The following is a 24488-nucleotide window of genomic DNA, read 5'->3' on the forward strand; positions in this document are numbered from 1 at the left end:
GAACGACTGGACGACCTGGTGGCCGAGAACGCCGGACTGGACCTGGTCCCCGTGGCCGGCGACATCTCCACCGAGGAAACCGTGGCAGCCGTCGTCGCTGCCGCCGACGGACGGGTCGACGCGCTGGCGAACATCGCCGGCATCATGGACAACTTTGCCCCGATCCACGAGGTGGACGACGACCTCTGGGACCGAGTGTTCCGGATCAACGTCACCGCCCTCATGCGCCTCACCCGCGCCGTGGTGCCGCTGATGCTGGACGCCGGCACCGGCTCCGTGGTCAACGTCGCCTCCGAGGCAGGCCTGCGCGGATCCGCCGCCGGGGCGGCCTACACCGCGTCCAAGCACGCCGTCGTCGGCCTGACCAAAAACTCGGCCGTGATGTACGGGCCCAGCAGCCTGCGCTTCAACGCCGTGGCCCCCGGCCCCACCATCACCAACATCGTGGCCACCTGGGGATCCCGGCTCGCGGCCGAACGCCTCGGCCCGCTGATGCAGGCCACCGTCCCCACACCCGCCACCGCCGCGCAGCTCGCCGCGTCCATCACCTTCCTGCTCAGCGACGACGGCACCAACATCAACGGCGCCATCCTCGCCTCCGACGGCGGCTGGTCCGCCCTGTAGGGAAGCCGCACCAAACGGAAGCGGACGACGGCGGGAGGACCCGCCGTCGTCCGCTTGGGTCGCTCGTTCGCCTGGCCATTCACGAGGGCAGCGCAGCGCCGGTTCAAGTCCGTCCTCCGGCCCTACCGGGATGACGCTGGAAGGCCTATCGTGGTCCCTGCCACAGCCCGAGGGAAAGGAACGACGATGTTCACCCTGCAGATTAGCTATCCGGTCCGGGAATACGAGGCTTTCAAGAAAGTCTTCGACACGGATCCCGCAGGCCGCGCCGCCTCGGGTGCCCGGTCTGTCCGCTTGTTCCGGGATACCGGGGACCAGAACAGCGTGGCCGTGCTCCTTGACTTCGACACCAGGGACGCCGCGACCGGCTTTCTGGAAAAGTTGCGCAGCCAGGTGTGGGACAAGCCCGAGGTGATAGGGCAGCTGATGACGGCAGCGCCGACAGCCAGGATTCTGGAAGAGGTGGCCCGCGAGGGCCAGGGCGCGGGCTGACCGCTGAGAATCCGGTGGTCCCCGCCGGATGAGTCAGCCGCCACAACACAGTCGCTCCGCCCACCGTCACTAGCAGGCTAGGCGTCCCGGCGAGGTGGACCGATGCCGGGTGGCTCTTCAAACCTAGGCGCGGTCTTTAAGGATCACGGCGTTTCCTAGCTGGCCGCATCCGTAGCTTTCGCCATCACGGTGCGGGCTGCGTGGCCGATCCCGAATCCGAGGACACCTCGGGCTCCGGGGTCCGTGCGGTCTCCGGGGCGGGCTTCGGGCTCTGTGCGGTTTCCGGGGCGACGTCCGCCGGCGGGGTGTCGCTTGATTTGTCGGCTCCCGGCTCTGCAGTTCCGGCCGGGCCGCTGTCCCCGCGACTGGGGCTGCCGTCGGTAGTCAGGCCATCTTCTTTGTTAGCGCCTTGCTCGACTTGCCTAGGCACTTGCTCCGGGTTCTCGGGCGATTCGTCTGTCTTGTCCGGGACAGTCGCAGTGCCGCTCAATGCTTTGCCCAGCGTCGTCGTGTGGCCGGTCGCGCCGCCGTCGATGCTCGACGTCGACGAGACGAGGCTGGAGATGGGTCGATTGGTTCCGAATTCGACCGCCGTGACACCGACCATCGCGATTACGAATGCGGCAGCACTGACCGCCCCGACCTTGATCCAGGTCTTGGGGGTGAACTGCCTCCTCACACGTTTAGCTCGAGGTTCGTCGCTCTCGGCCGGCGCGCTGGCGGCCAGCACGTCGACGTCGTCAGCGGGAAGTCCGCCCCTGCGTCGAGCGGGGATTTTTTTCATTGCCACTGTGGCGGCCGAACTGAGTGTTCGGGCATAGAGGGCGGCGCCCACCGTGGCAACGATAGAGCCGAGTGCGGCTCCGATAAGCGTCCCGGCAACGCCTAGAAAGGACCCCACCAAGGCAGAGGTCACCGCGGCTAAAGCCGAGCCAATGGTGTGGGTGCCACTTAGTCCGAGGAGCTGTTTCGGCTTGTCGTCGGGAGCGGACTCTTCAGGCATATTCAAACACATTTCAGTCAGGAGATGTTACGAACAGATAACATTACCGCCTGCGACTGGCTCCCGGCTGCGGCCGTAATTATTTGAGACGCTTCTCACAGACAAGAGGAAGGTCAAGGTTCATGCAACCGCGGTCTCCGATGGAGATCGAGAAGTATCCATGATCTAGGGACGTCGGGACCGAGGCTGTCACGTGGCGGAAGCCTGGCTTGGGTGGCAACGGGAGCGAAAGGCCTCCATGCGGTCGGGCCCGCCGTGATCTACGGGCCCAAAGGACTGCGCTTCAACGCCGTGGCCCCCGGCCCGCCATCACCGACATCGTGGTCTACTGGGGGTCTCAGCTCGCGGCCGAACGCCTCGCCACCTGCTAGCAGACCGTCTCGTGCAAGTTCAAATAACCGGAGCGATCATGAGCCCGAACCACCAACAGCTCCTCGGCCTCTTGGCCCGCATGGAGCCGGCATTCCTCGCCGGTACGTTCGCCACGGATTTTACGGCCAACCCTGATGCGGACGGGGAGCGTGGGGCCTTCCTCTACTTCGAGGGCGGCTACTGGGACATCGCGATCGACGGCGCCGCACGGTTCCAGCTGGCACCGCAGGGCTCCCGGGTGACACATGAAGGCCGTGCCGCCGAGGATGGCCCGGCGATGGAGAACCTTCCCATGCGGCCGCCGTGGGCGCTCGTCCTTCCCCGCTGGTCTGCCTTTCTGGGGCGACCCGACGATGACTGGCAGTTGAACGCCGCGGTCCCCGTGGAGGAAGAGAGCGGCTCCTGGCGGGCGTCGCTTACCAGCATGGTGAAACCGGAGTTCACTGGAGCCCTCACGGTCGACGCCGAGTCGTACGTCATCACCAGGGTCGAACTGGGGCACATGATGCAGACCTTGACCATCGCACGGACCGAACCGACGGCCGATGATCTTGCGGTGTTGGAGACACTCAAATCCGAGGTGAAGGAGTTCCCCGGGCGGATGTAGCACCGCAGGCGACGGGAAGCAGGCGTGATGACAGAGACGACGCAGGACACCCCGCAGCTCGAGGATGGCGGGAGCATCGAGCTCGTCACATGCGTAGGTGCAGGTCGGGCGGGAATTCAGGTGGTGTTTACGCACAATTTGCCATGGTGGACGACGCCAGCGGCAGGGCAATGTAGACGCCGACGCGGACCCCTGGTTCCGACGAACCTCAGACTCATCGAACCGGTTGTCGCCTCACCGAAGGGTGCGGTGCTGCAGCGCTACGCGCTCGCCGATGGCACGCCCGGCGTCGGCGACATGACGGCCGGCGACCAGGAGGCCTAGCATGCCCGCTGCCGCGCCCCACCATCAGGGCTGCCCGGCACGGGTCGGGATCACGATCCGTCCTCGCCGGTACGTGATCCCGCGCATTTCGGCCAAGGGGAACAGAGCGTCGACTCACGGCATCATCCCCCAAGAGCCAGTGCGGGAGCGACGTCAGGCCTGGAGCTCCTGCTTCTTGAACTCCGCAGCCGTCTCCAGCAGTTGGGCGGACAAACGTTTGGCGTCCTGGCGGGCGAAGCGGGCGATCGGCATGGCGATGCTCAAGGCAGCGTGTTGGCCATCAACCAGGCCCAGGGACACGGCCATGGCCGCCACGCCGTCCTCGCTCTCTTCGAAGTTCATGCCGATCTTCTGCCGGCGCGCTTGGTCCACGTCCCGGTAGAGCCGGGGGAAATCGATGCCGGCATTGACGGCTGAGGCCGTGTCGTCGAGGACGCGGTAGCGCCTCTCGATGTCCTCGCGCGGCAGGTCCGCCAGCATTGCCTTGCCTGCGGAGGTCACATGGGCTGGAAGGACGACGCCAGTGCGCAGGCCAAAGCGGAGCGCATGGGTGGTGGCCTCGATGCCGTCCAGGTGGTGGATCTCCGTGCCGATGAGCGTAGCGAGATGGCTGGTCTCGCCCACCCGTGCGAAGAGCCGCTCCAGGTACGGGCGCACACGCACGCGCAGCGACGGCGGGGCGTTGTCGACGGCCGCCCGCCGGAGCTCGGGGCCCGGGGCGTAGCGCCGCTGGGCAGCCTGCTCGGCGAAGCCGTCTCCGACCAGCGTCACCAGCAGGCGCTGGGCCGTCGAGGGATTGACCTCAAGCAGGCTGGAAGCCTCGGTCACGCTGATTGAACCCTGCCCCGCCATGTGCTTGAGCAGCACCAGCGCCCGGTGGACGGACTCTACCCGGGGCGCTTCATCTTTGCGTATCACGCAATTTACGTTACCAGTTGTTGCGCTCGGCGCACAGGGGTGGCTAGCCTCACATCACAACCTGCGCACCGCGTCCCATGAAAGCCCGGGCCGCGCGTCGTTCACTCCCCAGCTGAACTCCCCAACTGAATGCCCCCAAAACTAAAGGCGCCACAGGCGCCGCTCTGCTCACCCGACGAAGGAGTCTTGATGAGTCTGTCCCAGCCGTCACGAGCCGCAAAACGCTCGCTCAAGCCCGCAACGCCCGCCTCCCGGCAGGCCAAGCGAGCCGTCCTCAGCGGTACCTTCGGGTCTGCCCTTGAATGGTTCGACTTCGCGGTCTACGGTGCCATGGCCGCAACCGTGTTCCCCAAGCTGTTCTTCAATGACATGACTCCCGCGATCGCGCTGCTTGCATCCTTCGCAACATTCGGGGTCGGATTCCTGGCCCGCCCGCTCGGCGGAATCGTGTTCGGCCATCTGGGGGACCGCCTGGGACGCCGCAAGATCCTGCTCACCACCTTCATCATGATGGGCGTCGCGTCCATGACCATCGGCCTCCTTCCGCCGCAGTCGGCGATCGGCATCGCCGCCCCGGCACTGCTGGTTCTCATGCGCTTCGTCCAGGGCATCGCGCTGGGAGGCGAGGCCACCGGAGCCCAGCTGATGACCATGGAACACGCCCCCGCGGACCGCCGCGCCTTCTACGGTGCGCTCATGGCGATGGGTTCGCCCATCAGCCAGGTGGCCGCGAACCTGATGCTGGCCGTCCTCGCCGGCGTGCTGAGCCCAGACGCGTTTCTCGCCTGGGGCTGGCGCGTGCCGTTCCTGCTGAGCATCCTGCTGGTGGCTGTGGGCATCTACATCCGGCTCAAGGTCGAAGAGACCCCGGTCTTCAAGGAAGGCATGCAGGAGATCGCCCAGGAACCCAGCAACCCGGCCACCGTCATCAAGAGCCACGGCGCCACCATCCTGCGACTCACCCTGGCCTACGCCCCAATCGTCGTGACCTTTTACATCGTCTCCGTGTTCGGCATCAGCTACCTCACTACCCACGGCTTCACGCAGAGCCAGACGTTCACGATCATCATGATCTCCAACTTCCTCTCCGTGATCGCGATCTGGTGGGGCGGCCGGCTCGCCGACGTCTACGGCCGCCGTCGGATCTTGACGATCGGATCCGCGGGCACCCTGCTGGCCGCCGTCCTGTTCTTCCCCATCGTGAACCTGGGCAGCTTCCCGCTGACGCTCGGCATGGTGGCGTTCTCCCTGGTGACCGCGCAGTTCGGAAACGCCGGGCAGGGTGCACTCTTCGCCGAGGCGTTCCCCACCCATATGCGGTACACGGGATCAGCTCTCGCGCTCACCGGGTCCAACCTGGTCTTCGCCGCTCCCGCACCGTTCCTGGCCTCATGGCTGATGAGCATCAGCGGCGGCAGCACCGTCTCCATCACCGTTGCCTGGATCGTGATCATCGTCGCCGCGCTGATCAACCTGGTGCTGATGGGCGACGGCAAAACCCTCGAGGGCGGCCAGCACCGCTTCGGCCGCTACGTTCCCGCTGAAGAAACGACGACGAAGTCGCCCGTCGCCGGGCTGGTGGGCTCCGCCGCTGCCGGAGAGGGGCCGTGACCCGGTGATTGTTGAACAGCGGACCTACGTCCTGAACACCGGCGCCCGGCTCAATGAGTACCTCGAAGCCTACGAAAGCATCGGCCTTCCCGCGCAGAAGCCGATCCTGGGAGGCTTCCTCGGCTACTTCGTCACAGAGTTCGGGCGGCAGAACGAGCTCAACCACTTCTGGGCCTATGAGGACCTGGAGGACCGCCGGACCCGCCGCGCCGAGCTCGCCAAGAACGGGAAGTGGCAGGAATGCCTGGCCATCATCAGGCCAATGATCATGACGATGGAGAACCGGATCATGTACCCGACGTCGTTCTCGCCGATCCGCACCCTGCCCGTTGCCATAACCGACCCATACACGGCGTTCAGCCGGAACCAGGAGCCTGGCCATGACAAGTGATCCCACGGCCACCATCGAAGCGGAGGCGGTCAAGCAGCCGGTCCTGCTGCAGACGGCGATCGTGACCGGCGGCGCCGGAGGCATTGGCCAGGCGATCAGCCGACGCCTGGCCGCGGAAGGCTACGCCGTCGTCATTGCCGACATCGACCGGGAAGCAGCGGACCGGACGGCCGCAGCGCTCCCGGACGTGGGCTGGGCCGAACACCGCGGCTTCGCCGGCGATCTGGCCGTGGGGGCCACCAACCGGGAACTTGCCGCGTTCGCGGCCGAAACGGGCACGGTGGGCGTGGTGGTGAACGCCGTCGGCATCTCCCCCAAGCGCAACGGCCGCAAGATCCGCTTCTTCGAAGTCAGCGACGAGGAATGGAACAACGTGATGGCGGTCAACGTCGCGGCGCCGTTCTTCCTCATCCGCGAGGTCTACCGGCACATGCCCACGGACGGTTCCGCCAGCATCGTGAACCTGCTTTCCATCACGGCCAAGACAGGCACCGGCGGCAGCCCGGACGCGGACTTCGCGCCGTTCCTGCCCAGCTCCGTGGCCTACGGGGCATCGAAGGCCGCGCTGCAGAACTTGACGGCCAGCCTCGCCCACGAACTTGCCGACCTGAATATCCGCGTCAACGGCGTGGCGCCGGGATTCGTGCAGACGCAGATGATGGGCGGCGTCCCCCAGGACGCCAAACTCCTGGGGCAGGTCCCGATGAAGCGCTTCGCAAGGCCGGAGGAGATCGCCGACGCGGTGGCCTTCCTCACCGGAAACCAGTCCACCTACATCACCGGCATCAGCCTGGACGTCAACGGCGGCTGGCTCACCTGCTGATGCTCCCAGCAGCCGCGAACGCAACCTGCCTCAAAAGGGCCGCGCCAGAACCAATGACAGCAATACACCTGAAAGGGACAGCACCATGACAATGCCCGAATACGACTACGATGTGGTGGTCCTCGGATCCGGCATCGCGGGACAGTCTGCAGCCACCAGCGCGGCACAAGCCGGCCTCAAGGTGGTACTGCTGGAAAAGACCGGCAAGCTCGGCGGCTCCTCGGCCATGAGCGGCGGATTCTTCGCCTTCTCCGGGACCGAAGAGCAGGCGGCCGAAGGTGTGGAGGACACCGCGGAACTGTTCCTGCAGGACATGCTCTCCACCGGCGGCGGCGTCAACGACCGTGCTCTGCTGGACGCGTACCTGGCACGCCAGGACGAGACCTACCACTGGCTCAAGGACCAGGGCGCGAACTTCCGGGCCCTGGAAATCAGCTCCGGACAGTCCGCGCCGCGCAGCCACAACACCGTGATCACCGAACTGCTCGCCAATCTGCACGGGACCTTCATCGAAAAAAGCGGCGAAACCCGTCTGGGACACCGCGCGGTCCGGCTTGTGCGTAGCAACGAAGGCTCGGTGACCGGCGTCGTCGTCGAATCCGAAGGCACCGAGTCCCTGTTCAATGCACGCGCGGGCGTGATCCTGGCGACCGGCGGCTTCAGCCGCAGCACTGATCTGCTGCGCACCTTTGCGCCGGAACAACTCGCCGCCATCCCCTACGGCGGGGTGGGCAACACTGGTGACGGCCTCAAGATGGCTTGGAAACTCGGCGCAGGCGTGGCGGACATGTCCTACATCACCGCCACCTACGGTTCCCACCCGGAAACCGGCGAGGAGTTCCATGAATTGCTCACCGCGTATTACATGGGCGCAATCATCGTGAACAAGGACGGCCGGCGCTTCGTTGACGAGTCCAAGTCCTACAAGACCCTGGGCCGCGAGGTGCTCAAGCAGCCCGAGGGACTGGGTTTTGAGATCTTCGATGCGAAGGTCCGGGCCAAATCGCACCCCGGTATCCCGCTCAATGACATTGGCATGATCGAGGACCTGGGCCACATCTTCAAGGCGGACACCCTGGCGGAACTGGCCGAGGCCGCTGGCATCGACGCCGCCGCCCTAGTGGCGACGGTGGGCCGCTACAACGCTTCGGTGGCCAGCCGGGATGGTGACGAAGTGGGCCGCACCAACCTGTGCAACGGCGTTGGCGAACTACTGCCGCTGGACCAGGGACCGTTCTACGCCTACCCGGCCAAGTCCCTGATGACCACCACCTACTGTGGCCTGACCATCACTCCCAAAGCCGAGGTGGTGGACGTCGACGGCGATGTGATCCGCGGCCTGTACGCGATCGGCGAGCTCACCGGCGGATTCCACGGTGCCGCCTATATGACCGGAACCTCGCTGGGCAAGGGCGCCGTCTTCGGCCGCATTGCCGCAGAGCACGCCGCCGCCAAGCTGGCATCGAGCGTGGCGCGATGACCATAGGCACAAAGCAGAAGGAACGTCTTGTGGCAACGGGCCATGGCGTCGGTGAGACACATGGCGTGGACGAGGTCCGCCGGGTGGACGTGGTGGTGGTCGGATCCGGCGTCAGCGGTTCCGCCGCGGCCATGACCGCCGCCCGGCGAGGTGCCAAAGTCGCGCTGCTGGAGAAGCAGGCGGCGTTCGGCGGTTCGGCCGCGCTCTCGGCGGGCATGTTCTGGACCGCACCGAGCCGTCGATGCCTACCGGAAGCGGATTCCGCTGGGAAACGTGGATCTCGGCAGCCGCCTGGTGGGCGACTACGAGGAGGCGCTCGCGGAGTTGCGGGCCGCCGGCGTCCGGGTCGCCGGGGAGCCTAAGCAGGACATCATGACCTTCGGCATCGGCTACTCCACGGACATCCACGGCATCCTGGCCTGGTGCCGGGACCAGGTCCTCGCCGCCGGCGGAGAGACCACCGCGGGAGCCGTCGTCACGGAACTGGTGCGTGACGCCCGCGCCGTGACGGGAGTCCTGGTGCGCGCCGCGGACGGGCGCCGCATCCGCTACGAGGCCGGCGCCGTCGTTCTGGCCAGCGGCGGATTCCAGGGCGACCGCGCCGAACTGACGCGTTCCATTGGACCCAACGCGGACAGGCTGGTGCTGCGCTCCAACCCCGGTAGCGTCGGCGATGGACTGCGCCTCGCGCGCGCCGCGGGCACCGGAGGGACGACGGCGATGAGCACCTTCTACGGGCACCTGCTGCCGTATCCGGTCCACAGCTTCGAGGCCGAAAACTACCTGCCTTATTCGCAGTACTACTCCGGCTCCACGGTGCTGGTGAACCTGCAGGGCAAGCGCTTTGCTGACGAGACCGACGGCGACGAACTGCTCAACCAAGCGGTCACCTTCCAGCCCCAAGCACGCGGTGTCCTCATCTTCGACGAGTTCGTGCGGAGCACGGAAGTGCTCGAGGAACCGTTCCCAGGCTTGGGCAGCATCGACCGCCTCGGCATCGCAATCGAAGCCGGCGGGAAGCACGCCGTCGCACAGACTCTTCCGGAACTGGTGGACATACTCGCCGGCTGGGGCGTGGACCGCGATCAGCTCTACCGCACCATGGACCGCTATGCGGAAGTTGCGGGCCACGGCGGCGGCACCGCCGATGGCGTCACAGTGTCCGCTTCCGCGCGGGCGCCGCAAAACGGCCCCTTCTACGCGCTCATGGTCCAGCCGTCCATCACCTTCACCTTCGGCGGGATCCGCACCAATGCGCGGGGTGAGGCTCTGGATCACGACGGCGGGACGGTGCCTGGGCTGTTCGCCGCCGGTGCCGATATTGGCGGGCTGTCCAACTACGGTTACGCCGGCGGCCTGGCCCCGGGCTACATCACCGGCCGCTGGGCCGGTGGGTCCGCGGCCGAGCGGGCGGCCTCATTCGTACGGAACGAAAGCTACGCCGTCGTCGCAGACGGGCACGGCAGTGAAAGGAATGCACAGTGAGTTCAATAGCAGTGAGTTCAACGGCAGACGTCCTGGTGATCGGCGGCGGAGGGTCCGGCATGAGTGCCGCGATCTCGGCGGCCACCAGCGGAGCCACTGTGATTGTGCTGGAAAAGTGCCCCAAGGTGGGCGGCAGCACCGCGATGTCCGTGGGCTCCTTCACTGCCGCCAACACGGCCTACCAGTACCGCGCCGGGGTCAATGACAGCATCGAGCTGTTCGTCGAGGACATGAAGGTGGCCAACGGCGAATTCGAGCAGCGCGAAAACAAGGAACTGCGCCGGATCCTCGCCGAAAACGCAGGCCCCACCGTGGAGTGGCTCGGCAGCATCGGCGTGCAGTTCCTCGGCCCCACCCCCGAGCCACCCTACGAGAAGCCGCGCATGCACAACGTCCTGCCCAACTCCGGAGCCTACGCCGAGGCGCTCCGGCGTGAGTGCAAAAAGCGCGGCGTGGTCATCCACACCTCCATGCGCGTGGAGGAGTTGCTGCGCAATGCCGACGGCGAGATCATCGGCGCGAGGGCCAACGGCGTGGAGTACTTCGGTCGCCAGGGCGTCATCCTGGCAACCGGCGACTATTCGGCATCCACCGAAATGAAGGCCAAGTACGTGGGGCAGGACGCGGCCAAGATCCCGCCGGTCAACCCCAACAACACCGGCGACGGTTTTAAGCTGGGAACCGAGGCGGGCGGGGTCATGATCCAGATGGACCGCCTGTATGAGGGGCTTCGCTTTGCCCCCTCCACCCGGGTGGACCCGATCAAGATGCTTCCGTCCCATCCGCTCATTTCCAAGGCAATGCGCCTGGTGGCCGAGCGCCTGCCGCGGAAGATCCTGGCCTACGTCATCCGCGGCGCCCTGACCAGCTGGGTTGGCCCCAACAACACCATGTATCGTGCCGGGGCGATCCTGGTGGGCCACGGCGGGAAGCGAATCGCCAACGAGGATTGGGACCAGGCCATGGCACGGGCCACCGCTGCCGATGGCAAGAACACCGCCTACATGATCTTCGACGAGCGGGTGGCCAAAAAGTTCTCGACGTGGCCCAACCCGGTGTCCACGTTCCCCGGAGTGGCCTACGCCTACGTCGATGACTACAAGCGGTACCGCCCGGACGTGTACCACCGGGCTGGCACCATCGAGGAACTGGCCGCGAGCACCGGCCTCGATCCCGCGGCGCTGACAGCGAGCGTTGCGGAATGGAATGCAAAGGTGGAGGTGGGCAACGACGACGACTTCAACCGCCAGCACCTTGGCCAGGGCGTGAGCGAGGGGCCGTTCTACGCGCTCGGCCCGATGAACGCCTACATCACCCTGGCCGACGGCGGACTGGCCGTCGACACCGAACTCCGGGTGACCACGGCCGAAGGCGAAGCCATCCCCGGCCTGTGGGCCGCCGGATCAACCGGGCAGGGCGGACTCCAGCTGCTCAACCACGGGCTGCACATCGGCTGGGCAATGGTTTCGGGACGCATCGCCGGACGCAATGTGGCCCAGGCCCCGAGCCGGCGTGACCTGAGGGTCGCGGCAGGCGTCGCCGTGGGCTAAAGGCCTGCGGGGCAGGGCACCGTAGACGCCGACGTGGACGCTTGAAAATCTCTCATTGTGGCGACTGCCCAACCGCGCCACGATGGTCGTATGAGCGCTGAAACGCCGAAGGTGGCCGAGCTGAACCTTCCCCAGGCCTTCCTCCTTCTCGCAACGAACGACCAACACGGCACACCTCAGGTGCCGATATACGCACTCAGGACGACTTTGGCAGGGGCAATATTGGCCGAGCTGGACCTGATCGGTGCAATCGGGCTGCAGGGAAAGCGCGTCAGGGCTACCGGCACCGCACCACAAACGGACTTCCAGCACGAGCTGGAGCTCATCCGTAGCAAATCTCGGCCCCACACGCCCAAGCGGTGGGTCTCCATGCTGGAGGGTCGCGCCGAAGTGCAGCGTGTCTACGAGGGGTTGGCGGCACTGGGCATCGTGGAACATGTCGGCGAAAAACACCTGGGTCTGTTCCGGACCGTGCGGTACCCGGAGAAGGACCACGCTCCGGAGGCGGCGCTCCTGAAAAAGATCCAGGCCGAACTCAGCGCTGCGCCGTCCGGTGCCGGGACGCCCGCTCCCGCGAAGTCTGATGCCACGGCGACCAATGTCGGGGTACCCGAGGCCGGGGCGCCCGCTTCCGCGAAGCCTGATGTCCAGGCGCCCGATGCCAGGACCACAGCGCTGATCGCCTTGCTTCAGGCTGCCGGGCTGCTCGGCAAGCTCGTACCGGCAACGGATAAGATCCGGACAAGTGAGCTGGCGAAGGACTATTGGCCTTCCCGCGCGGTGGAGGACGAACTGCGCATGATCAGACTGGCGGAGGAAGAAGAACCAGGCTTATGAGGCTTCCATGAAATCGCTAGGCACGGGAGTTGAGCCCTAAGTGTTGAGCCCCCAATGGACTCGGATTGCCTCTGCAATTCGGCCGGCGGCGACATCGACCCGGAAAGCAACGGGTGCGGTCCCTGTCTCTTCGATGACCGTGTCACGGTACACGCGGCCGCATGATGGACACAGGGTGTAGAGTTCCTCATCCTCCGGCCATTTGGCCAGCCCTGCGGGGACAGGGGTGTTCCCTCCGATGTAAACGGGGATGCCTTCTGAGTTGCACTGGATTAATCCGTTTTGGCTGACAGTGTTACCGCATACGCAGGTGATGGTGGTGACATCATGGCCGATGACATCGGCGGTTTCAGTGTCCATGATGAGCTCCCGGCGTTGTTGGGACGTTCTGTTTGTAGCCTATGCCTGCGGATCGGCCAGATGGCCTCTTGGCGATCAAATAACTTCAGCAATCGTGCGGCCGGCTTCTGCCTTTCCGTCGGTAGGCACGGTCCTAACGGTTGGTGGACGTGCCCTGTCCTTGAGCCGCGGTCAGGACTTCCGCCAGGGTCGCCATGGAGTTGTCGCCGGGGGTGGTCATTGCCAATGCACCGTGGGCCGCACCGATATCAACGGCTTCTTGAACCGAGAGTCCCTGCAACAAACCGTAGATCAGGCCGGACGCGAATCCGTCGCCGCCGCCAACCCGGTCGAGAATCTCCAGGTCCATCCGTTCCCGGGAGGTAACGGTTCCGGTCGCTGATGTGTGGCACATGCCGTGCCAGTCGTTGCGGCTGGCGCTGCTGACCCTACGGGTGGTTGTGGCAATCATGCCCAGGTTGGGGAACCGGGCGAGTGTCCGGGATGCGATTGAGGTAAATCGCGGCGCGCCTGCCAGGGGCTCGGGGGGAGCCTCGATGCCGAGCCTGTCGATAAAGTCGCTTTCACCTCCAATGACGACGTCGGCGGATTCGGTGAGCTGCGTGAAAACGGCGGCGGCCCGCTCCTGGCCCCCGTGGTCTGCCCACAGGCTCGGACGGTAGTTAAGGTCCACGGAGACAACCGTGCCGTGTTTCCGGGCGGACGTCATGGCGGCGATCGCCGTCGCACAAGAGTTGTCGGAGAGCCCGGCAAAGATGCCGCCGGTGTGGAACCAGCGGACGCCGCGCACGCCGAAGAGGTCCTCGAAGTCCACGTCCTCGGCGCTCATCTGCGAGACTGCCGTATTTCCGCGGTCGGAGACGCCCCGCGCGCCGCGGATGCCAAAGCCTCGTTCCGTGAAGTTCAGCCCGTTGCGGGCATCACGTCCCAGACCGTCATACGGAACCCACTTAATGAGGGAGGTGTCCACGCCGCCGGCGCGGGCCAGGCCTTCGATGAGATGCCCGATGTCATTGTCGACGAGCGCTGACAGTGCGGCTGTCCGCTGCCCGAAGACGTGGCTCAGGGCCCGGATCGCGTTGTACTCGCCGCCGCCCTCCCATACGTCGAATTGCCGGGCCGTGCGGATCCGCCCGGCTCCCGGGTCCAGGCGCAGCATGATCTCACCCAGCGCCACGGCATCGTAGGACGCGTCGGCTTTGACCGTCAGAGGCATCAGGTCGATCCCTTGTTCGTGCGGTGGTGTTCGGCCAGCGCTGAACGGGTTTCAGCGCACAGGCGGGCAATTTCCTGGAAGTTGCCCGCAACAATCGCGGCGCGGGGGACCATCCAGCTGCCTCCGGCGGCGAACACCGCAGGATGGTCCAGGTAGGCGTTCACGTTGTCCGGGCGCAGGCCGCCGCTGGGCATGAACCGCACCTCGGGGAAGGGGCCGGAGAGTGCGCTGAGCATCGGCAGGCCGCCTGCTTGTTCGGCGGGGAAGAACTTCACGTGCCGGAGGCCGGCAGCTACGGCCGCCTGCAGTTCTGAGGCTGTTGCGACTCCCGGGATGGCGGTGACGCCGCGCTCACGGCACCGTGTAACGACGTCGGCTCCGAACCCGGGGCTGACGATGAACTTCGCGCCCGCATCGGCGGCGAGATCCACGTCGGCGGCGTTCAGCACCGTGCCGGCACCGAGCAGGAGATCGGTGCGCCCGCGAAGTGCCTTCAGCGCTTCCAGGCCGGCAGGCGTGCGGAAGGTGATTTCAGCGCAGGGGATTCCGCCTGCAACCAGGGCGTCGGCGAGTTCGTTCGCCCCGGCAGGGTCATTCAGGACCACCACCGGAACTATCTGGATTTCAGCGAGTATCCCGGTGACGGTTGCTGTCGAGGTGTGAGTCATCGTCCCAGCCATCCGCCGTCCACTGACAGCACCGTGCCGGAGACGTAGTCCGAGGCGCGGCTGGCCAGGAAGACGACGGCCCCGGCCATGTCATCGGCAGTGCCCCAGCGGCCGGCCGGGATGCGGTCCAATATTGCTTGGGACCGGCTGGGGTCGTTGCGCAACGCCTCGGTGTTATCTGTGGCGATATACCCGGGGGCGATGGCGTTGACGTTGATGCCGTGGACCGCCCACTCGTTGGACAGCGCCTTGGTCAGTCCGGCGATGCCGGATTTGGCGGCGGTATAGCCGGGGACGTTGATGCCGCCCTGGAAGCTCAGCAGGGACGCGGTGAAAATGATCTTGCCCCCGGCGCCACGCTGGATCATGGCCTGGCCGATTTCGCGGCTCAGCACAAACTGCGAGGACAGATTCACCTGCAGCACATGGTCCCAGAGATCGTCCGAGTGCTCTGCCGCGGGTGCCCGCTCGATGGTGCCCGCGTTGTTGACGAGGATGTCGACGGGCCGTTCCATGGCGGCGAGTTCAACGCCAAGGGCGCCGACCGCTTCCCGGTCCGAGAAGTCGACGGTCCGGGCGCTGAAATTGCGCCCGAGTGACTCGACCGCCTGGGCGACCTGGCTGCCCTCGGGCTCCAGGGTTGCGCTGACGCCGATGATGTCGGCCCCGGCGGCGGCCAGGGCCTCGGCCATGGCCCGTCCCAGGCCGCGTTTCGCGCCGGTGACAACAGCAAGCTTCCCGGTCAGGTCGAACGAATGTGTGCTCACGCCGGTACCGCCTGGCAGTCGACCAGGATCTTCATGGCATCGCCGGCAGCGAGCCGGCTGAAGGCATCCGCGGTCCGCTCGAGGGGTACGGTTCCGGTGATCAGCTGATCGGCCGGTATGACACCGGCGGCCAGCAGCTCCACCGCCGTCTCGAAGTCCCGGCGTTCGTAGACCCGGGCGCCCACGAGGGTCAGTTCGCGCCAGAACACCCGCTGAAGGTCCACGGGCCGGGGCTGGGGGTGGATGGCCACGATCACGAGCCGGCCCCTCACCTTTGCCAGCGCCGTCGCTCCCAGCACCGCGGCCGCAGCCCCGGAAACCTCGAAGACGACGTCGGCGCCGGCGCCGCCTGTCCAGGTGTTGACCCATTCGACCTGGTCCTGCGCCTGCGGGTCCAGTACTTCAAAGCCCAGCTCTTGAATCCTGGCGCGGCGGTCGCCGTCGAGCTCCAGCACAACAACCTCGGCGCCGGCATGCCGGGCGGAGGTGGCGATGAGGACACCGATGGGTCCGCCGCCGATGACGACGGCTTTCTCGCCCGGTTGAATCTCGGCGCGGCGGACGTCGTGGACCGAAACCGCAACGGGTTCAACCAGGGCGGCGTGATCCAGGCGCAGGGAATCCGGCAGCCTGACAAGGACGGTCTCCGGGACGTTCCACTGCTTCTGCAGCGAGCCCGCCGAGTCGATGCCGATGAAGTTCAGGTTCTGGCAAATATGCTGATGTCCGGCCTTGCACGCGGGGCAGTCGCCGCACCAGTCAAGGGGCATGACCGTGACCGGGTCGCCAAGGTTCCAGCCGCTGACGCCTTCGCCGAGAGCCGAGATGCGGCCGGACATTTCGTGACCGATGATCGCCGGAAAGGTGACCCGGGAGTCCATGTTGCCGTGCAAGATGTGAAGATCGGTCCCGCAGATTCCCGTGAAGGCGACGTCGATCTGGACCTCGCCCGGCGCGGGCGGGCGTTGGCTGCTTTCGACGATGTTGATGGTGCTGTTGCCGATGTATGTTGCCGCTGGCATGTCTTATTCCTTTATTGGGAGGCTTTTGCGGGGCCGGGACAGGCCCGGCCCCGCGGATGACTTAGACGCTGACGGGAGCGGCGTTCCTGGCTTTAGCCCAGTACGTGCCTGCGGGAAATGAGAACTCGGCCAGGGTGGTCTCGAACATCTCTGCGCTGTAGCCGGGAAGGGACGGCAGGACGTACGCGCCGTCGCGCACGATGCAGGGATCGACGAAATGCTCGTGGAGGTGATCAACGAACTCGGTAACCCGACCCTCCAGGCTTCCCGAGACGGCAACGAAGTCGAAGATCGACAGGTGCTGCACCAGCTCGCAGAGGCCCACGCCGCCTGCGTGGGGACAGACCGGGACCCCGAATTTGGCTGCCATGAACAGCACGGAAAGAACCTCATTGACGCTGCCCAGCCGGCAGGCGTCCAGCTGGCAGTAGTCGATTGCCTCGGCCTGGAACAGCTGCTTGAACAGGACACGGTTCATTCCGTGTTCGCCGGTGGCTACACCGATGGGTGCCACGGCCTTCCGGACCGCAGCATGCCCGAGGACATCGTCCGGGCTGGTCGGTTCTTCGATCCACAGCGGCTTGAATTCGGCCAAGGCGCTGACCCACTCGATCGCCTCCGGAACGTCCCAGACCTGGTTCGCGTCGATCATCAGGTGGGCGTCGTCGCCGATGACTTCGCGGGCGATTGAACAGCGGCGGACGTCGTCCTGAAGATCGGCGCCGACCTTCAGCTTGATGTGACGGTAGCCCGCGTCCACAGCCTCCTGGCAGAGCATGCGGAGTTTGTCGTCGGAGTAACCGAGCCAGCCGGCAGACGTGGTGTAGGAGGGGTATCCGGACACATCCAGCTGCGCGATCCGGTCTTTGCGTGTTCCTTCGAGGTTCCTCAGCAGCTCCAGTGCTTCGTCGCGGGTGAGCGCGTCCGAGAGGTAACGCATGTCCGCGGCGTTGACGAGCTCTTCCGGTGTCATCTCGGCCAGCAGCCTCCACAGCGGCTTGCCGGCCCGGCGTGCGGCCAGGTCCCACACGGCGTTCATGACTGCGGCGAGGGCGAGGTGAATGACGCCTTTCTCCGGGCCGAGCCAGCGAAGCTGGGAGTCGGACTGCAGTTCGCGGTAGATGCCGCCCAGATCCGAAGTGATCTCTTCGACGCTGCGTCCGATCAGCGGCAGCGCACGCTGTTCGGCGGCGGCAACACAAAGGTCGTTGCCGCGGCCAATCGTGAAGGTGAATCCGTAGCCCGAGAGCTGCGGGTCGTCGGTGTGGAGGACGACGTAAGCGGCGGAGTAGTCGCCGTCCTTGTTCATGGCGTCAGAGCCGTCCGCGGTCAGTGATGTGGGGAAGCGGACGTCTACGACGTCGACCCCGGTGATGACTGTCATTTTGATTCCTTAACGAATGAGCTGGTGAGTGCGGGCGTGGCGTTCCAAAGTGATGCTCTGAGATCGAATCCTATAGGAATATCCGTAATTATATATAGGGTGTGACCTGAGTCAAGCAATAGTGCTGCCGGGCCACAATCGGGTCCGGGCGCGATCGTGTGTGAGGTGCTGGGCGGCGGTCGATCACATATGCTTCGTTAGGCCCACACTTACGGAGAGACGGAGGGGTTCAGTGCCAAGTAGAACTCCCGTAGAGCCAGCCAAGGTCCCTACGAGCGAGGTGTACACGTTGCTTCGCGCGGCCATCATGTCGGGGGAGATCGCACCGGACTCGCGGATCAATATCGAGGCTATTTCCCGGACCTTTGGTGTGTCCCAGACGCCGGTTCGTGAAGCGTTGCAGCGCCTGGAAGGCGACAACCTGATTAACTACGCACCGGGCAAGGGATACAGCACCACGGCCCTTCTGGATCTTCAGGGTCTGCATGACCTCTTTGAGTTCCGGCTGCTCGTCGAACCCTGGGCCGCCCGGGCGGTAGCAGTGGACAGACTTTCCAATCCCGGAAGCCAGCTCCTCCATGAGGTGGAAAAGTTCGTCGACACGGCGGCTCCGGACCAGGACCTGCGTCAGGACATGGTGGCGCACGATGCGCGTTTCCACGAATTGATCCTGACGGCAACCGGGAACCCCGTCATCGGGCAGGCCTACGCACAGACCCACTGCCACCTGCACATATTCCGCTTGTATCCCCGGGACCTCTACAGGGCTGACACGATCGATGAGCATCGACGCATTGCCACCGCCGTCGCCAACGCCGATCCTGACACGGCAGAGCAAGCCATGTCTGACCACATTAAAAACTCATTCGGGCGGTTTTCCGTGGCCTTTGATGTCAGTGCAGGATCTCCAACGCTGGCACACACAAAGCGACTACCGCTCCGGCTCCAGCACTAGGGCTACATCACCGTGCCGACCATCCACGGAACGAATTCCTTGTCGCCATAGCCGAAGTCTTCGCTCTTGGTGTGGGTCCCCGAGGCAACGTCGAGGATCGTCCTGAAAATTTCCTCTCCCAGGTCCTCGATTGAGGTGGTGCCGTCGGCCACGCCGCCACAGTTGATGTCCATGTCCTCGGTCATGCGGTCATAGAGTTCGGTGTTTGTCGCGAGTTTGATGCTGGGCACCGGGGCGCATCCGAACGCTGATCCGCGGCCGGTGGTGAAGCAGACCAGATTGGCCCCGCCGGCGACGATGCCCGTGACCGACACGGGATCGTGGCCGGGGGTATCCATAAACACGAACCCTTTGGACGTGACGGGTTCCGCGTACTCCACGACGTCCGCGAGGGTGGTGGTGCCTCCCTTGGCGACGGCGCCCAGGGATTTTTCGAGAATGGTGGTGAGCCCGCCCTCCTTGTTGCCCGGAGACGGGTTGTTGTCCATGGATCCCGAGTTTTTCGCGGTGTAGTCGCGCCACCAGTCGATGCGTGCCAGCAGCTTGTGGGCCACGGCCTCGGTGGCCGCCCGCCGGACGAGCATGTGCTCGGTGCCATAGATTTCGGGGGTCTCGCCGACGATCCCGGTCCCTCCCTGATGGACCAGACGGTCCACGGCGTTGCCGAGAGCGGGATTGGCGGTGATCCCGGAGTAGGCATCAGAGCCACCGCAGTTGGTTCCGAGAACGAGCTCGGATGCCGGGACGGTGGTTCGCTTCGTCTGGTTGACCTGCCCCAGCATGCCGGTGAGCCAGCCGATGCCGGCGGCAATGGTCTTCGACGTTCCGCCGAGTTCCTGGATGGTCGAGTACACGATGGGCAGGTCCGGGCGGAGCTGAACGTCCTGGGTCAGTTGACTGATCTGGTTGTCTTCGCAGCCAAGGCCCAGCACCAGGAAGCCGCCGAAATTGGGATGGGTGAGGTACCCGCGCATGGTTCTGCGGAGGATGTCCATCCCCTCGCCCTCCTGGGCCATGCCGCATCCGGTGCCATGCGTCAGTGCAACGACGCCGTCGACGTTCTCATACTGGTCCAGCACACCGGAGTACCGGAGGCGCTGGACGATCTGGCTCGCTGCCGTGGCGGAGCAGTTGACCGTACTTAGGACGCCGATGTAATTCCGGGTTCCGACCTTGCCGTCCGAGCGGACGTAGCCCTGAAAGGTTGCCCGCTCGCTAAGGGGCAGAACGGGCTCGTCCTTGGCATCCACGCAGAATTCGTACGCGCGGTCGAACTCCTTGTAGTCCAGATTGTGCAGGTGAACGTGGTCCCCGGTGCTGATGTCCGACCGGGCGAAACCGATGATCTGTCCGTACCGGCGGACCGGTGCGCCCTCGGCGATGTCGCGTACGGCGACCTTGTGGCTGCGCGGAATCGCGGCGGCCAGCGTTACCAACTGGTCGCCCGCACTAGCCGTTGAGGCGACCTGCATGTCCTGAGTGGTGATGGCCACGTTGTCTTCAGTGTGAAGGTGGATTAGGGGCGCTATGGCAGCGGTCACGGGGATAAGCCTTTGTTCGATGTTTCGGCAGGACGAATTCAAATCGGGCGGTCGATGGTGCTAGAGAACCTTGCTCAGGAATCCCTGGGTTCGTCCGTGCTGGGGGGAAGAGAAGATCTCTTCCGGTGTGCCTTCCTCGACGATCCGTCCCTGATCCATGAAGATCACGCGGTCGGCCACTTCCCGGGCGAACCCCATTTCGTGGGTGACAACCACCATGGTCATGCCCTCATTTGCCAGGTCCTTCATCACGGCCAGCACTTCGCCGACAATTTCGGGGTCAAGCGCCGAGGTGGGTTCATCAAAAAGCATGATTTTGGGGTCCATCGCCAGCGCTCGGGCTATGGCGACACGCTGCATCTGACCGCCCGACAGGTTCCCAGGGAAGGTGTCCATCTTTTCCGCAAGGCCCACCTTTGTCAGCAGCATTTCAGCCTTGGCGCGGGCTTCCTCCTTGGAGGTCTTGGCGACCTTGAGCGGGGCAAGCATGACGTTGTCGATGACTTTCAGGTGCGGGAACAGGTTGAAATGCTGGAAGACCATCCCCGCCTCCTGCCGGACCAGATTGATATTGGTCTTCGAATCGTCCAACCGATGCTTGTTGATGACGATGCTGCCCGATGAGATCGTCTCCAGGCCGTTCATGCACCTCAGAAAGGTGCTTTTGCCGGATCCTGAGGGACCGATGACGCACACCACCTCACGCTCGCGGATGTGGCAATCGATGCCCTTGAGCACATGGTTCGGCCCGAACTTCTTATTCAAATTCTCAACAAATATCACTGGTGTATTCCGATCTAAATGCCCGCGGGCTCTGGAAGTTTGAGGGGGTCGACATGGACGCCGGTGCGTTTCTCGTAGAGTCGGCCCAGCCGGGAGATGCCGTAGCAAATGACGAAGTACATGCCGGCGACCACCAGGAACGTCTTGATGGGGTCGCCAGTCAGGTTGGTGACGATGTTCCCTGCATGGGTCAGTTCGAGTAAGCCGGTGACCGTGACCAGCGAGGAATCCTTGACCAGGCCGATGAGGAAGCCGATGCCTGGCGGAACCATGATCTTTACGGCCTGGGGAAGGATGACGTATGTCAGTTTCCGCCAGTAGTTGAGACCGAGGGCATCTGCTGCTTCGCTTTGTCCCTTGGCCACGGCTTCGATGCTGCCGCGCACGATCTCGGCTACGTAGGCAGCGGCGAAGCAGGTCAGGGCGATGACGGCGGAGGCGAACTTGTCCGGTTCCAGGCCGGGGAACAGCAGCGGGATCCCGAAAAAGACGAAGAAGATGATGACCAGAACGGGAATGCCGCGTACGCAGCTGATGTAGATAGTGCTGATCCACCGCGCGATCCTGCTCGGCGATGTCCGGGCGATGCCGAGGATCAGTCCAAAGATGACTCCGAGAATCCCGGATACGGCGCAGAGCTGAATGGTCAGCCACGCGCCCTGGGCCAGCGGAATCAGGTCCTGCCATTCGAAGGGCCTAAACATGCGTGCCCACCGCCCACCGGAACAGCGTCGTTTCGGCCCGTTTCGAGGCCAGCGACATCAGTGCTGATACCCCGAGATAGAGCAGACCGCCGACGGCGAGTACCTCGATGGTTCGGTACGTTGTGTTGCTGACGCTCATGATCGCGTTGGTCAATTCAGGAAGCGAGATGATGGATCCAATCGACGAAGCCAAAAACAGCAGAATGAGCTGGTTGGTCAGTGCGGGGAAGACGTTTCGCGTGGCCGGCAGCAAGATGATGTACCGCACGATCTGGCCAGGCTTCATACCTAGCGCTTTACCGGCTTCACGCAGTCCGTGGGGCACCGATTCGAAGCCGGCCCGGTAAATTTCCGCCGTGTATGCCGCATTGTTCAGGGTCAGGCCGATGACGGCGGCCCAGACGGGCTCGAGGTTGATGCCCAGGGCGGGAAGGGCGAAGTAGATCAGGTACAGCTGTACCAGCAGAGGCGTGTTGCGGATGGCCTCGATGTAGCAGGTGCACAGGATGCTGAGTGGTTTTCCGGGCCCGACCTTTCCCAGGTACACGAGGACGCCGAGAGCGCTTCCCGCCAGCATGGCCACGAGGGTGATGTACAAAGCCGTCCAAAGCCCCTCGAGCAGAAGCGAGCTGTACGGGAGAAGGTCTCCGAAATATAGAGCCATGAGCAAGGGATCCTATCCGTGAACGGCAGGAGTGGGTGGAGACTGCATGTCATCCACCCACGCCTGAGGACGCGTTCGAATGCTGTTTAGTGGGCGAGGAACGCAGGAAGGGACAGCCCGAACCACTTCTGCAAGGAGGCCTCGTTCTGTCCGGAGATGTTGTAGTTCCGGAGGAAGTTGTTGAGGTAGTTGAGCCAGGTCTGGTCTCCCTGCTTGACTCCAATGGAGAACAGCGCCGGCTTGATCGGGTCGCCCTTGAGGACCTGGAACGCGGAAGGTTCCTTCTTCACGAGGCCGCCGACGATGGCGTTGTTTTCAATCAGCGCGTCCACCTTGCCGCTCTTGAGCGCCTGGATGGAGTCTGCCGTCGTGTTGAAGCCGGTGATCTTGGCGTTGGGGAAGCTGGCCTTAAGGATCTGCTCGCCAACGCTTCCCCGTGACGTAGCCACCGATTTGCCGTCAAGGTCCGCGTAGCTGGCGATCGGGCTTCCCGCAGGCACCATGAAGACGGTGGAGCTAGCGGCATACGGCTCGGACATGTCCACAACCTGGGCGCGCGCATCCGAAGCGGTGAAGGTGGCAATCACGGCGTCGGCCTTATCGGTCTGCAGCAACGGGATGCGGCTTTCATTCGTGGCGGTAACGAACTCGACCTTTGCGCCGAGCGAGGCGCCGAGTGCATTTGCGACGTCAATGTCGAAGCCCTCGTGGGTGCCGTCGGACTTCATCACGCCATATCCCGGGGAGTCGGAGCTGACCGCGATCCTGACGGTCTTCGACTTGAGAATCTGCGTGAGGTGGCTGTCTGCGACTGCACCTGTTGCGGCACCGGATCCGTTCGAAGCGCCGCCGGACGAGCAGCCCCCCAAAGTAAGGGCCAAGGCGACGGCCGGAACAAGAAGCAACTTCGGCGTTGCTCTGAACATGAGTACTCTCCTGGTGATTATTTACTGCGTAACGGATGCGGACTGTGACAGCGTTCCAAGATCCCCGGCTGATCACACCGACGGGGATCCTGTAGGAATATGTTGTATCATATATGCAATGTGATCTAGGTCAAGTCTTTGCTCGTCGGCCTGCTGCAGGCTCCCCGGCGGTGCGATCCGCCGTTCTGGACGGCCCACGATCTCGACGGCTACTGAAATGAGGGGCGAGTGACGGTATCAACCGCAAGCGATGTGACGACGGCGAAGGTCGCCGCCAGCGAGGTGTATTCCTCCCTTCGCCAGTCAATACTTGATGGCGATATCGCTCCGGGTACACGCATTAACATCGACGCAGTCTCCCGGCGCCTGGGCGTGTCCCAGACCCCTGTCCGCGAAGCGCTGCAGCACCTGGAGGGCGACAACTTGCTGGTGTACTACCCCGGCCGGGGCTACAGCACCACGCCCCTGTTGAGCCTGGCGGAGCTTCGTTCCCTGTTTGAGTTCCGGCTGCTGGTGGAGCCCTGGGCGGCGCGATCCGCCGCAGTGGACCGGCTGTCCAACCCCTCGGCTGCCCTGCGCGCGGAACTTGAGGTGCTCGAGCGCCAGGTTGATGACACCGTCAATGGGCGCCAGGACCTGCTGGCCCACGATGCACGCTTCCACGACCTGGTCCTCGCCTCCGCCGGCAACCCGGTGGTCCAGCAGGCGTACGTCCAGACACACTGCCACCTGCATCTGTTCCGGCTGTACCCCTCGGACCTGGACAGCCGGGTCACCTTGATGGAGCACCGCGGCATCCGCGACGCAATTGCCGCCGCGGATCCGCTGGCTGCCGAGGAAGCCATGAGCGCTCACCTCCGCAGCTCCTTCCATCGCTTCGCCCGTGCCTTCGGTGCGGAGCGGGACGCACTGCCGAGCGCCGCGCTCGGACGAATGACTCCCTGACCCGCGGGTCAACTTGTTCTGGGTCACATTGCATAT

General features: G+C 64.6%; 27 protein-coding genes. 14 read left to right on the forward strand and 13 right to left on the reverse strand.

Annotated elements, in window-relative coordinates:
* Together BLQ10_RS02410 and BLQ10_RS02415 are read left to right on the forward strand one after the other, a co-directional pair.
* On the forward strand, positions 1-624 hold a 624-nt coding region (locus BLQ10_RS02410), incomplete at its 5' end, for an SDR family oxidoreductase (protein ID WP_254785367.1).
* A gap of 186 nt (positions 625-810) precedes the next feature.
* Positions 811-1116, forward strand: coding sequence for a hypothetical protein (locus BLQ10_RS02415; RefSeq protein WP_091557996.1), 306 nt, complete (start codon positions 811-813; stop codon positions 1114-1116).
* A gap of 184 nt (positions 1117-1300) precedes the next feature.
* On the opposite strand, the gene BLQ10_RS02420 is transcribed toward BLQ10_RS02415, so the two are convergent.
* Positions 1301-2119: a hypothetical protein gene (locus BLQ10_RS02420; protein ID WP_091557997.1), complete on the reverse strand. Its 819-nt coding sequence runs from the start codon at positions 2117-2119 to the stop codon at positions 1301-1303.
* Positions 2120-2528: 409 nt separating this feature from the next.
* Between BLQ10_RS02420 and BLQ10_RS02425 the strand changes: the two genes are divergently transcribed.
* Positions 2529-3098, forward strand: coding sequence for a hypothetical protein (locus BLQ10_RS02425; protein ID WP_091558000.1), 570 nt, complete (start codon positions 2529-2531; stop codon positions 3096-3098).
* A gap of 27 nt (positions 3099-3125) precedes the next feature.
* Positions 3126-3422 (forward strand): hypothetical protein, encoded by a 297-nt coding sequence (locus BLQ10_RS22605; protein WP_254785368.1) that lies wholly within the window; start codon positions 3126-3128, stop codon positions 3420-3422.
* A gap of 153 nt (positions 3423-3575) precedes the next feature.
* Here the strand turns inward: BLQ10_RS22605 and BLQ10_RS02435 are convergent, their stop codons facing one another.
* Positions 3576-4340 carry an IclR family transcriptional regulator gene (locus BLQ10_RS02435; protein ID WP_139164165.1) on the reverse strand — a complete coding sequence of 255 codons (765 nt, stop codon included), beginning with the start codon at positions 4338-4340 and terminating at the stop codon, positions 3576-3578.
* A gap of 189 nt (positions 4341-4529) precedes the next feature.
* Between BLQ10_RS02435 and BLQ10_RS02440 the strand changes: the two genes are divergently transcribed.
* The 8 genes from BLQ10_RS02440 to BLQ10_RS02475 all read left to right on the forward strand — a co-directional run bounded on the left by BLQ10_RS02440 (position 4530) and on the right by BLQ10_RS02475 (position 12517).
* Entirely contained in the window at positions 4530-5951 is a 1422-nt protein-coding gene (locus tag BLQ10_RS02440) for an MFS transporter (protein WP_175558446.1), read from the forward strand.
* Positions 5952-5955: 4 nt separating this feature from the next.
* Complete coding sequence (locus tag BLQ10_RS02445) at positions 5956-6342, forward strand: NIPSNAP family protein (RefSeq protein WP_175558447.1); 387 nt, start codon at positions 5956-5958, stop codon at positions 6340-6342.
* Entirely contained in the window at positions 6332-7165 is an 834-nt protein-coding gene (locus BLQ10_RS02450) for an SDR family NAD(P)-dependent oxidoreductase (RefSeq protein ID WP_091558010.1), read from the forward strand. The genes BLQ10_RS02445 and BLQ10_RS02450 overlap by 11 nt, the downstream gene beginning before the upstream one ends.
* 85 nt (positions 7166-7250) lie before the next feature.
* On the forward strand, positions 7251-8645 hold the full coding sequence (locus BLQ10_RS02455; RefSeq protein WP_217635767.1) for an FAD-dependent oxidoreductase: 1395 nt from the start codon (positions 7251-7253) through the stop codon (positions 8643-8645).
* Positions 8642-9007, forward strand: coding sequence for an FAD-dependent oxidoreductase (locus BLQ10_RS02460; RefSeq protein WP_091558015.1), 366 nt, complete (start codon positions 8642-8644; stop codon positions 9005-9007). The genes BLQ10_RS02455 and BLQ10_RS02460 overlap by 4 nt, the downstream gene beginning before the upstream one ends.
* Positions 8919-10130, forward strand: a complete 1212-nt coding sequence (locus BLQ10_RS02465; protein ID WP_139164166.1) for an FAD-binding protein — start codon at positions 8919-8921, stop codon at positions 10128-10130. The genes BLQ10_RS02460 and BLQ10_RS02465 overlap by 89 nt, the downstream gene beginning before the upstream one ends.
* Positions 10127-11680 carry an FAD-dependent oxidoreductase gene (locus tag BLQ10_RS02470; RefSeq protein WP_139164167.1) on the forward strand — a complete coding sequence of 518 codons (1554 nt, stop codon included), beginning with the start codon at positions 10127-10129 and terminating at the stop codon, positions 11678-11680. The genes BLQ10_RS02465 and BLQ10_RS02470 overlap by 4 nt, the downstream gene beginning before the upstream one ends.
* Positions 11681-11770: 90 nt before the next feature.
* Positions 11771-12517 (forward strand): GOLPH3/VPS74 family protein, encoded by a 747-nt coding sequence (locus BLQ10_RS02475; RefSeq protein ID WP_091558019.1) that lies wholly within the window; start codon positions 11771-11773, stop codon positions 12515-12517.
* 36 nt (positions 12518-12553) lie between these two features.
* Here the strand turns inward: BLQ10_RS02475 and BLQ10_RS02480 are convergent, their stop codons facing one another.
* The 6 genes from BLQ10_RS02480 to BLQ10_RS02505 all read right to left on the reverse strand — a co-directional run bounded on the left by BLQ10_RS02480 (position 12554) and on the right by BLQ10_RS02505 (position 17934).
* Positions 12554-12877, reverse strand: coding sequence for a hypothetical protein (locus BLQ10_RS02480; RefSeq protein WP_091558022.1), 324 nt, complete (start codon positions 12875-12877; stop codon positions 12554-12556).
* Between the two features lie 133 nt (positions 12878-13010).
* Positions 13011-14093: a sugar kinase gene (locus BLQ10_RS02485; RefSeq protein WP_091558024.1), complete on the reverse strand. Its 1083-nt coding sequence runs from the start codon at positions 14091-14093 to the stop codon at positions 13011-13013.
* Positions 14093-14761 (reverse strand): bifunctional 4-hydroxy-2-oxoglutarate aldolase/2-dehydro-3-deoxy-phosphogluconate aldolase, encoded by a 669-nt coding sequence (gene eda / locus BLQ10_RS02490; RefSeq protein WP_091558027.1) that lies wholly within the window; start codon positions 14759-14761, stop codon positions 14093-14095. The genes BLQ10_RS02485 and eda overlap by 1 nt, the downstream gene beginning before the upstream one ends.
* Positions 14758-15528 (reverse strand): 2-dehydro-3-deoxy-D-gluconate 5-dehydrogenase KduD, encoded by a 771-nt coding sequence (kduD, locus tag BLQ10_RS02495; protein ID WP_091558029.1) that lies wholly within the window; start codon positions 15526-15528, stop codon positions 14758-14760. Before kduD ends, eda begins: the two co-directional genes overlap by 4 nt.
* On the reverse strand, positions 15525-16550 hold the full coding sequence (locus BLQ10_RS02500) for a zinc-dependent alcohol dehydrogenase (RefSeq protein WP_091558032.1): 1026 nt from the start codon (positions 16548-16550) through the stop codon (positions 15525-15527). The genes kduD and BLQ10_RS02500 overlap by 4 nt, the downstream gene beginning before the upstream one ends.
* A 61-nt stretch (positions 16551-16611) precedes the next feature.
* A complete protein-coding gene (locus tag BLQ10_RS02505; protein ID WP_091558034.1) occupies positions 16612-17934 on the reverse strand; it encodes an L-fuconate dehydratase in 1323 nt (440 codons plus the stop codon).
* 280 nt (positions 17935-18214) lie between these two features.
* Here BLQ10_RS02505 and BLQ10_RS02510 point away from each other — a divergent pair, with 280 nt between their 5' ends.
* Complete coding sequence (locus tag BLQ10_RS02510; RefSeq protein ID WP_254785369.1) at positions 18215-18889, forward strand: GntR family transcriptional regulator; 675 nt, start codon at positions 18215-18217, stop codon at positions 18887-18889.
* A 2-nt stretch (positions 18890-18891) separates the two neighbouring features.
* On the opposite strand, the gene BLQ10_RS02515 is transcribed toward BLQ10_RS02510, so the two are convergent.
* From BLQ10_RS02515 to BLQ10_RS02535, 5 genes are all read right to left on the reverse strand, one after another.
* The gene (locus tag BLQ10_RS02515) at positions 18892-20430 is read right to left on the reverse strand and encodes a UxaA family hydrolase (protein WP_254785370.1); all 1539 of its coding nucleotides are present in this window, start codon (positions 20428-20430) and stop codon (positions 18892-18894) included.
* A 60-nt stretch (positions 20431-20490) separates the two neighbouring features.
* Positions 20491-21195 carry an amino acid ABC transporter ATP-binding protein gene (locus BLQ10_RS02520; protein ID WP_302847279.1) on the reverse strand — a complete coding sequence of 235 codons (705 nt, stop codon included), beginning with the start codon at positions 21193-21195 and terminating at the stop codon, positions 20491-20493.
* A gap of 32 nt (positions 21196-21227) precedes the next feature.
* Positions 21228-21917 carry an amino acid ABC transporter permease gene (locus BLQ10_RS02525; RefSeq protein ID WP_091558038.1) on the reverse strand — a complete coding sequence of 230 codons (690 nt, stop codon included), beginning with the start codon at positions 21915-21917 and terminating at the stop codon, positions 21228-21230.
* Positions 21910-22581, reverse strand: a complete 672-nt coding sequence (locus BLQ10_RS02530) for an amino acid ABC transporter permease (protein ID WP_091558040.1) — start codon at positions 22579-22581, stop codon at positions 21910-21912. The genes BLQ10_RS02525 and BLQ10_RS02530 overlap by 8 nt, the downstream gene beginning before the upstream one ends.
* 86 nt (positions 22582-22667) lie before the next feature.
* On the reverse strand, positions 22668-23507 hold the full coding sequence (locus BLQ10_RS02535; protein WP_091558043.1) for a transporter substrate-binding domain-containing protein: 840 nt from the start codon (positions 23505-23507) through the stop codon (positions 22668-22670).
* A gap of 228 nt (positions 23508-23735) precedes the next feature.
* On the opposite strand from BLQ10_RS02535, the gene BLQ10_RS02540 reads away from it, so the two are divergent.
* Positions 23736-24452, forward strand: coding sequence for a GntR family transcriptional regulator (locus BLQ10_RS02540; RefSeq protein ID WP_217635768.1), 717 nt, complete (start codon positions 23736-23738; stop codon positions 24450-24452).
* The last annotated feature ends 36 nt before the right edge of the window (positions 24453-24488 follow it).

It is taken from the genome of Arthrobacter sp. ok362, from assembly GCF_900102785.1.
GTDB lineage: Bacteria > Actinomycetota > Actinomycetes > Actinomycetales > Micrococcaceae > Arthrobacter.

Excerpts from the sequence above, each read along its gene's own strand:
- BLQ10_RS02440 (WP_175558446.1), top strand. The coding sequence starts at position 4,530 with ATGAGTCTGTCCCAGCCGTCACGAGCCGCAAAACGCTCGCTCAAGCCC.
- BLQ10_RS02475 (WP_091558019.1), top strand. The coding sequence starts at position 11,771 with ATGAGCGCTGAAACGCCGAAGGTGGCCGAGCTGAACCTTCCCCAGGCC.
- BLQ10_RS02485 (WP_091558024.1), bottom strand. The coding sequence starts at position 14,093 with ATGCCTCTGACGGTCAAAGCCGACGCGTCCTACGATGCCGTGGCGCTG.
- BLQ10_RS02500 (WP_091558032.1), bottom strand. The coding sequence starts at position 16,550 with ATGCCAGCGGCAACATACATCGGCAACAGCACCATCAACATCGTCGAA.
- BLQ10_RS02425 (WP_091558000.1), top strand. The coding sequence starts at position 2,529 with ATGAGCCCGAACCACCAACAGCTCCTCGGCCTCTTGGCCCGCATGGAG.
- BLQ10_RS02450 (WP_091558010.1), top strand. The coding sequence starts at position 6,332 with ATGACAAGTGATCCCACGGCCACCATCGAAGCGGAGGCGGTCAAGCAG.
- BLQ10_RS02420 (WP_091557997.1), bottom strand. The coding sequence starts at position 2,119 with ATGCCTGAAGAGTCCGCTCCCGACGACAAGCCGAAACAGCTCCTCGGA.
- BLQ10_RS02505 (WP_091558034.1), bottom strand. The coding sequence starts at position 17,934 with ATGACAGTCATCACCGGGGTCGACGTCGTAGACGTCCGCTTCCCCACA.
- BLQ10_RS02525 (WP_091558038.1), bottom strand. The coding sequence starts at position 21,917 with ATGTTTAGGCCCTTCGAATGGCAGGACCTGATTCCGCTGGCCCAGGGC.
- BLQ10_RS02460 (WP_091558015.1), top strand. The coding sequence starts at position 8,642 with ATGACCATAGGCACAAAGCAGAAGGAACGTCTTGTGGCAACGGGCCAT.
- BLQ10_RS02480 (WP_091558022.1), bottom strand. The coding sequence starts at position 12,877 with ATGGACACTGAAACCGCCGATGTCATCGGCCATGATGTCACCACCATC.
- BLQ10_RS02415 (WP_091557996.1), top strand. The coding sequence starts at position 811 with ATGTTCACCCTGCAGATTAGCTATCCGGTCCGGGAATACGAGGCTTTC.
- BLQ10_RS22605 (WP_254785368.1), top strand. The coding sequence starts at position 3,126 with ATGACAGAGACGACGCAGGACACCCCGCAGCTCGAGGATGGCGGGAGC.
- eda (WP_091558027.1), bottom strand. The coding sequence starts at position 14,761 with ATGACTCACACCTCGACAGCAACCGTCACCGGGATACTCGCTGAAATC.
- BLQ10_RS02535 (WP_091558043.1), bottom strand. The coding sequence starts at position 23,507 with ATGTTCAGAGCAACGCCGAAGTTGCTTCTTGTTCCGGCCGTCGCCTTG.
- BLQ10_RS02455 (WP_217635767.1), top strand. The coding sequence starts at position 7,251 with ATGACAATGCCCGAATACGACTACGATGTGGTGGTCCTCGGATCCGGC.
- BLQ10_RS02530 (WP_091558040.1), bottom strand. The coding sequence starts at position 22,581 with ATGGCTCTATATTTCGGAGACCTTCTCCCGTACAGCTCGCTTCTGCTC.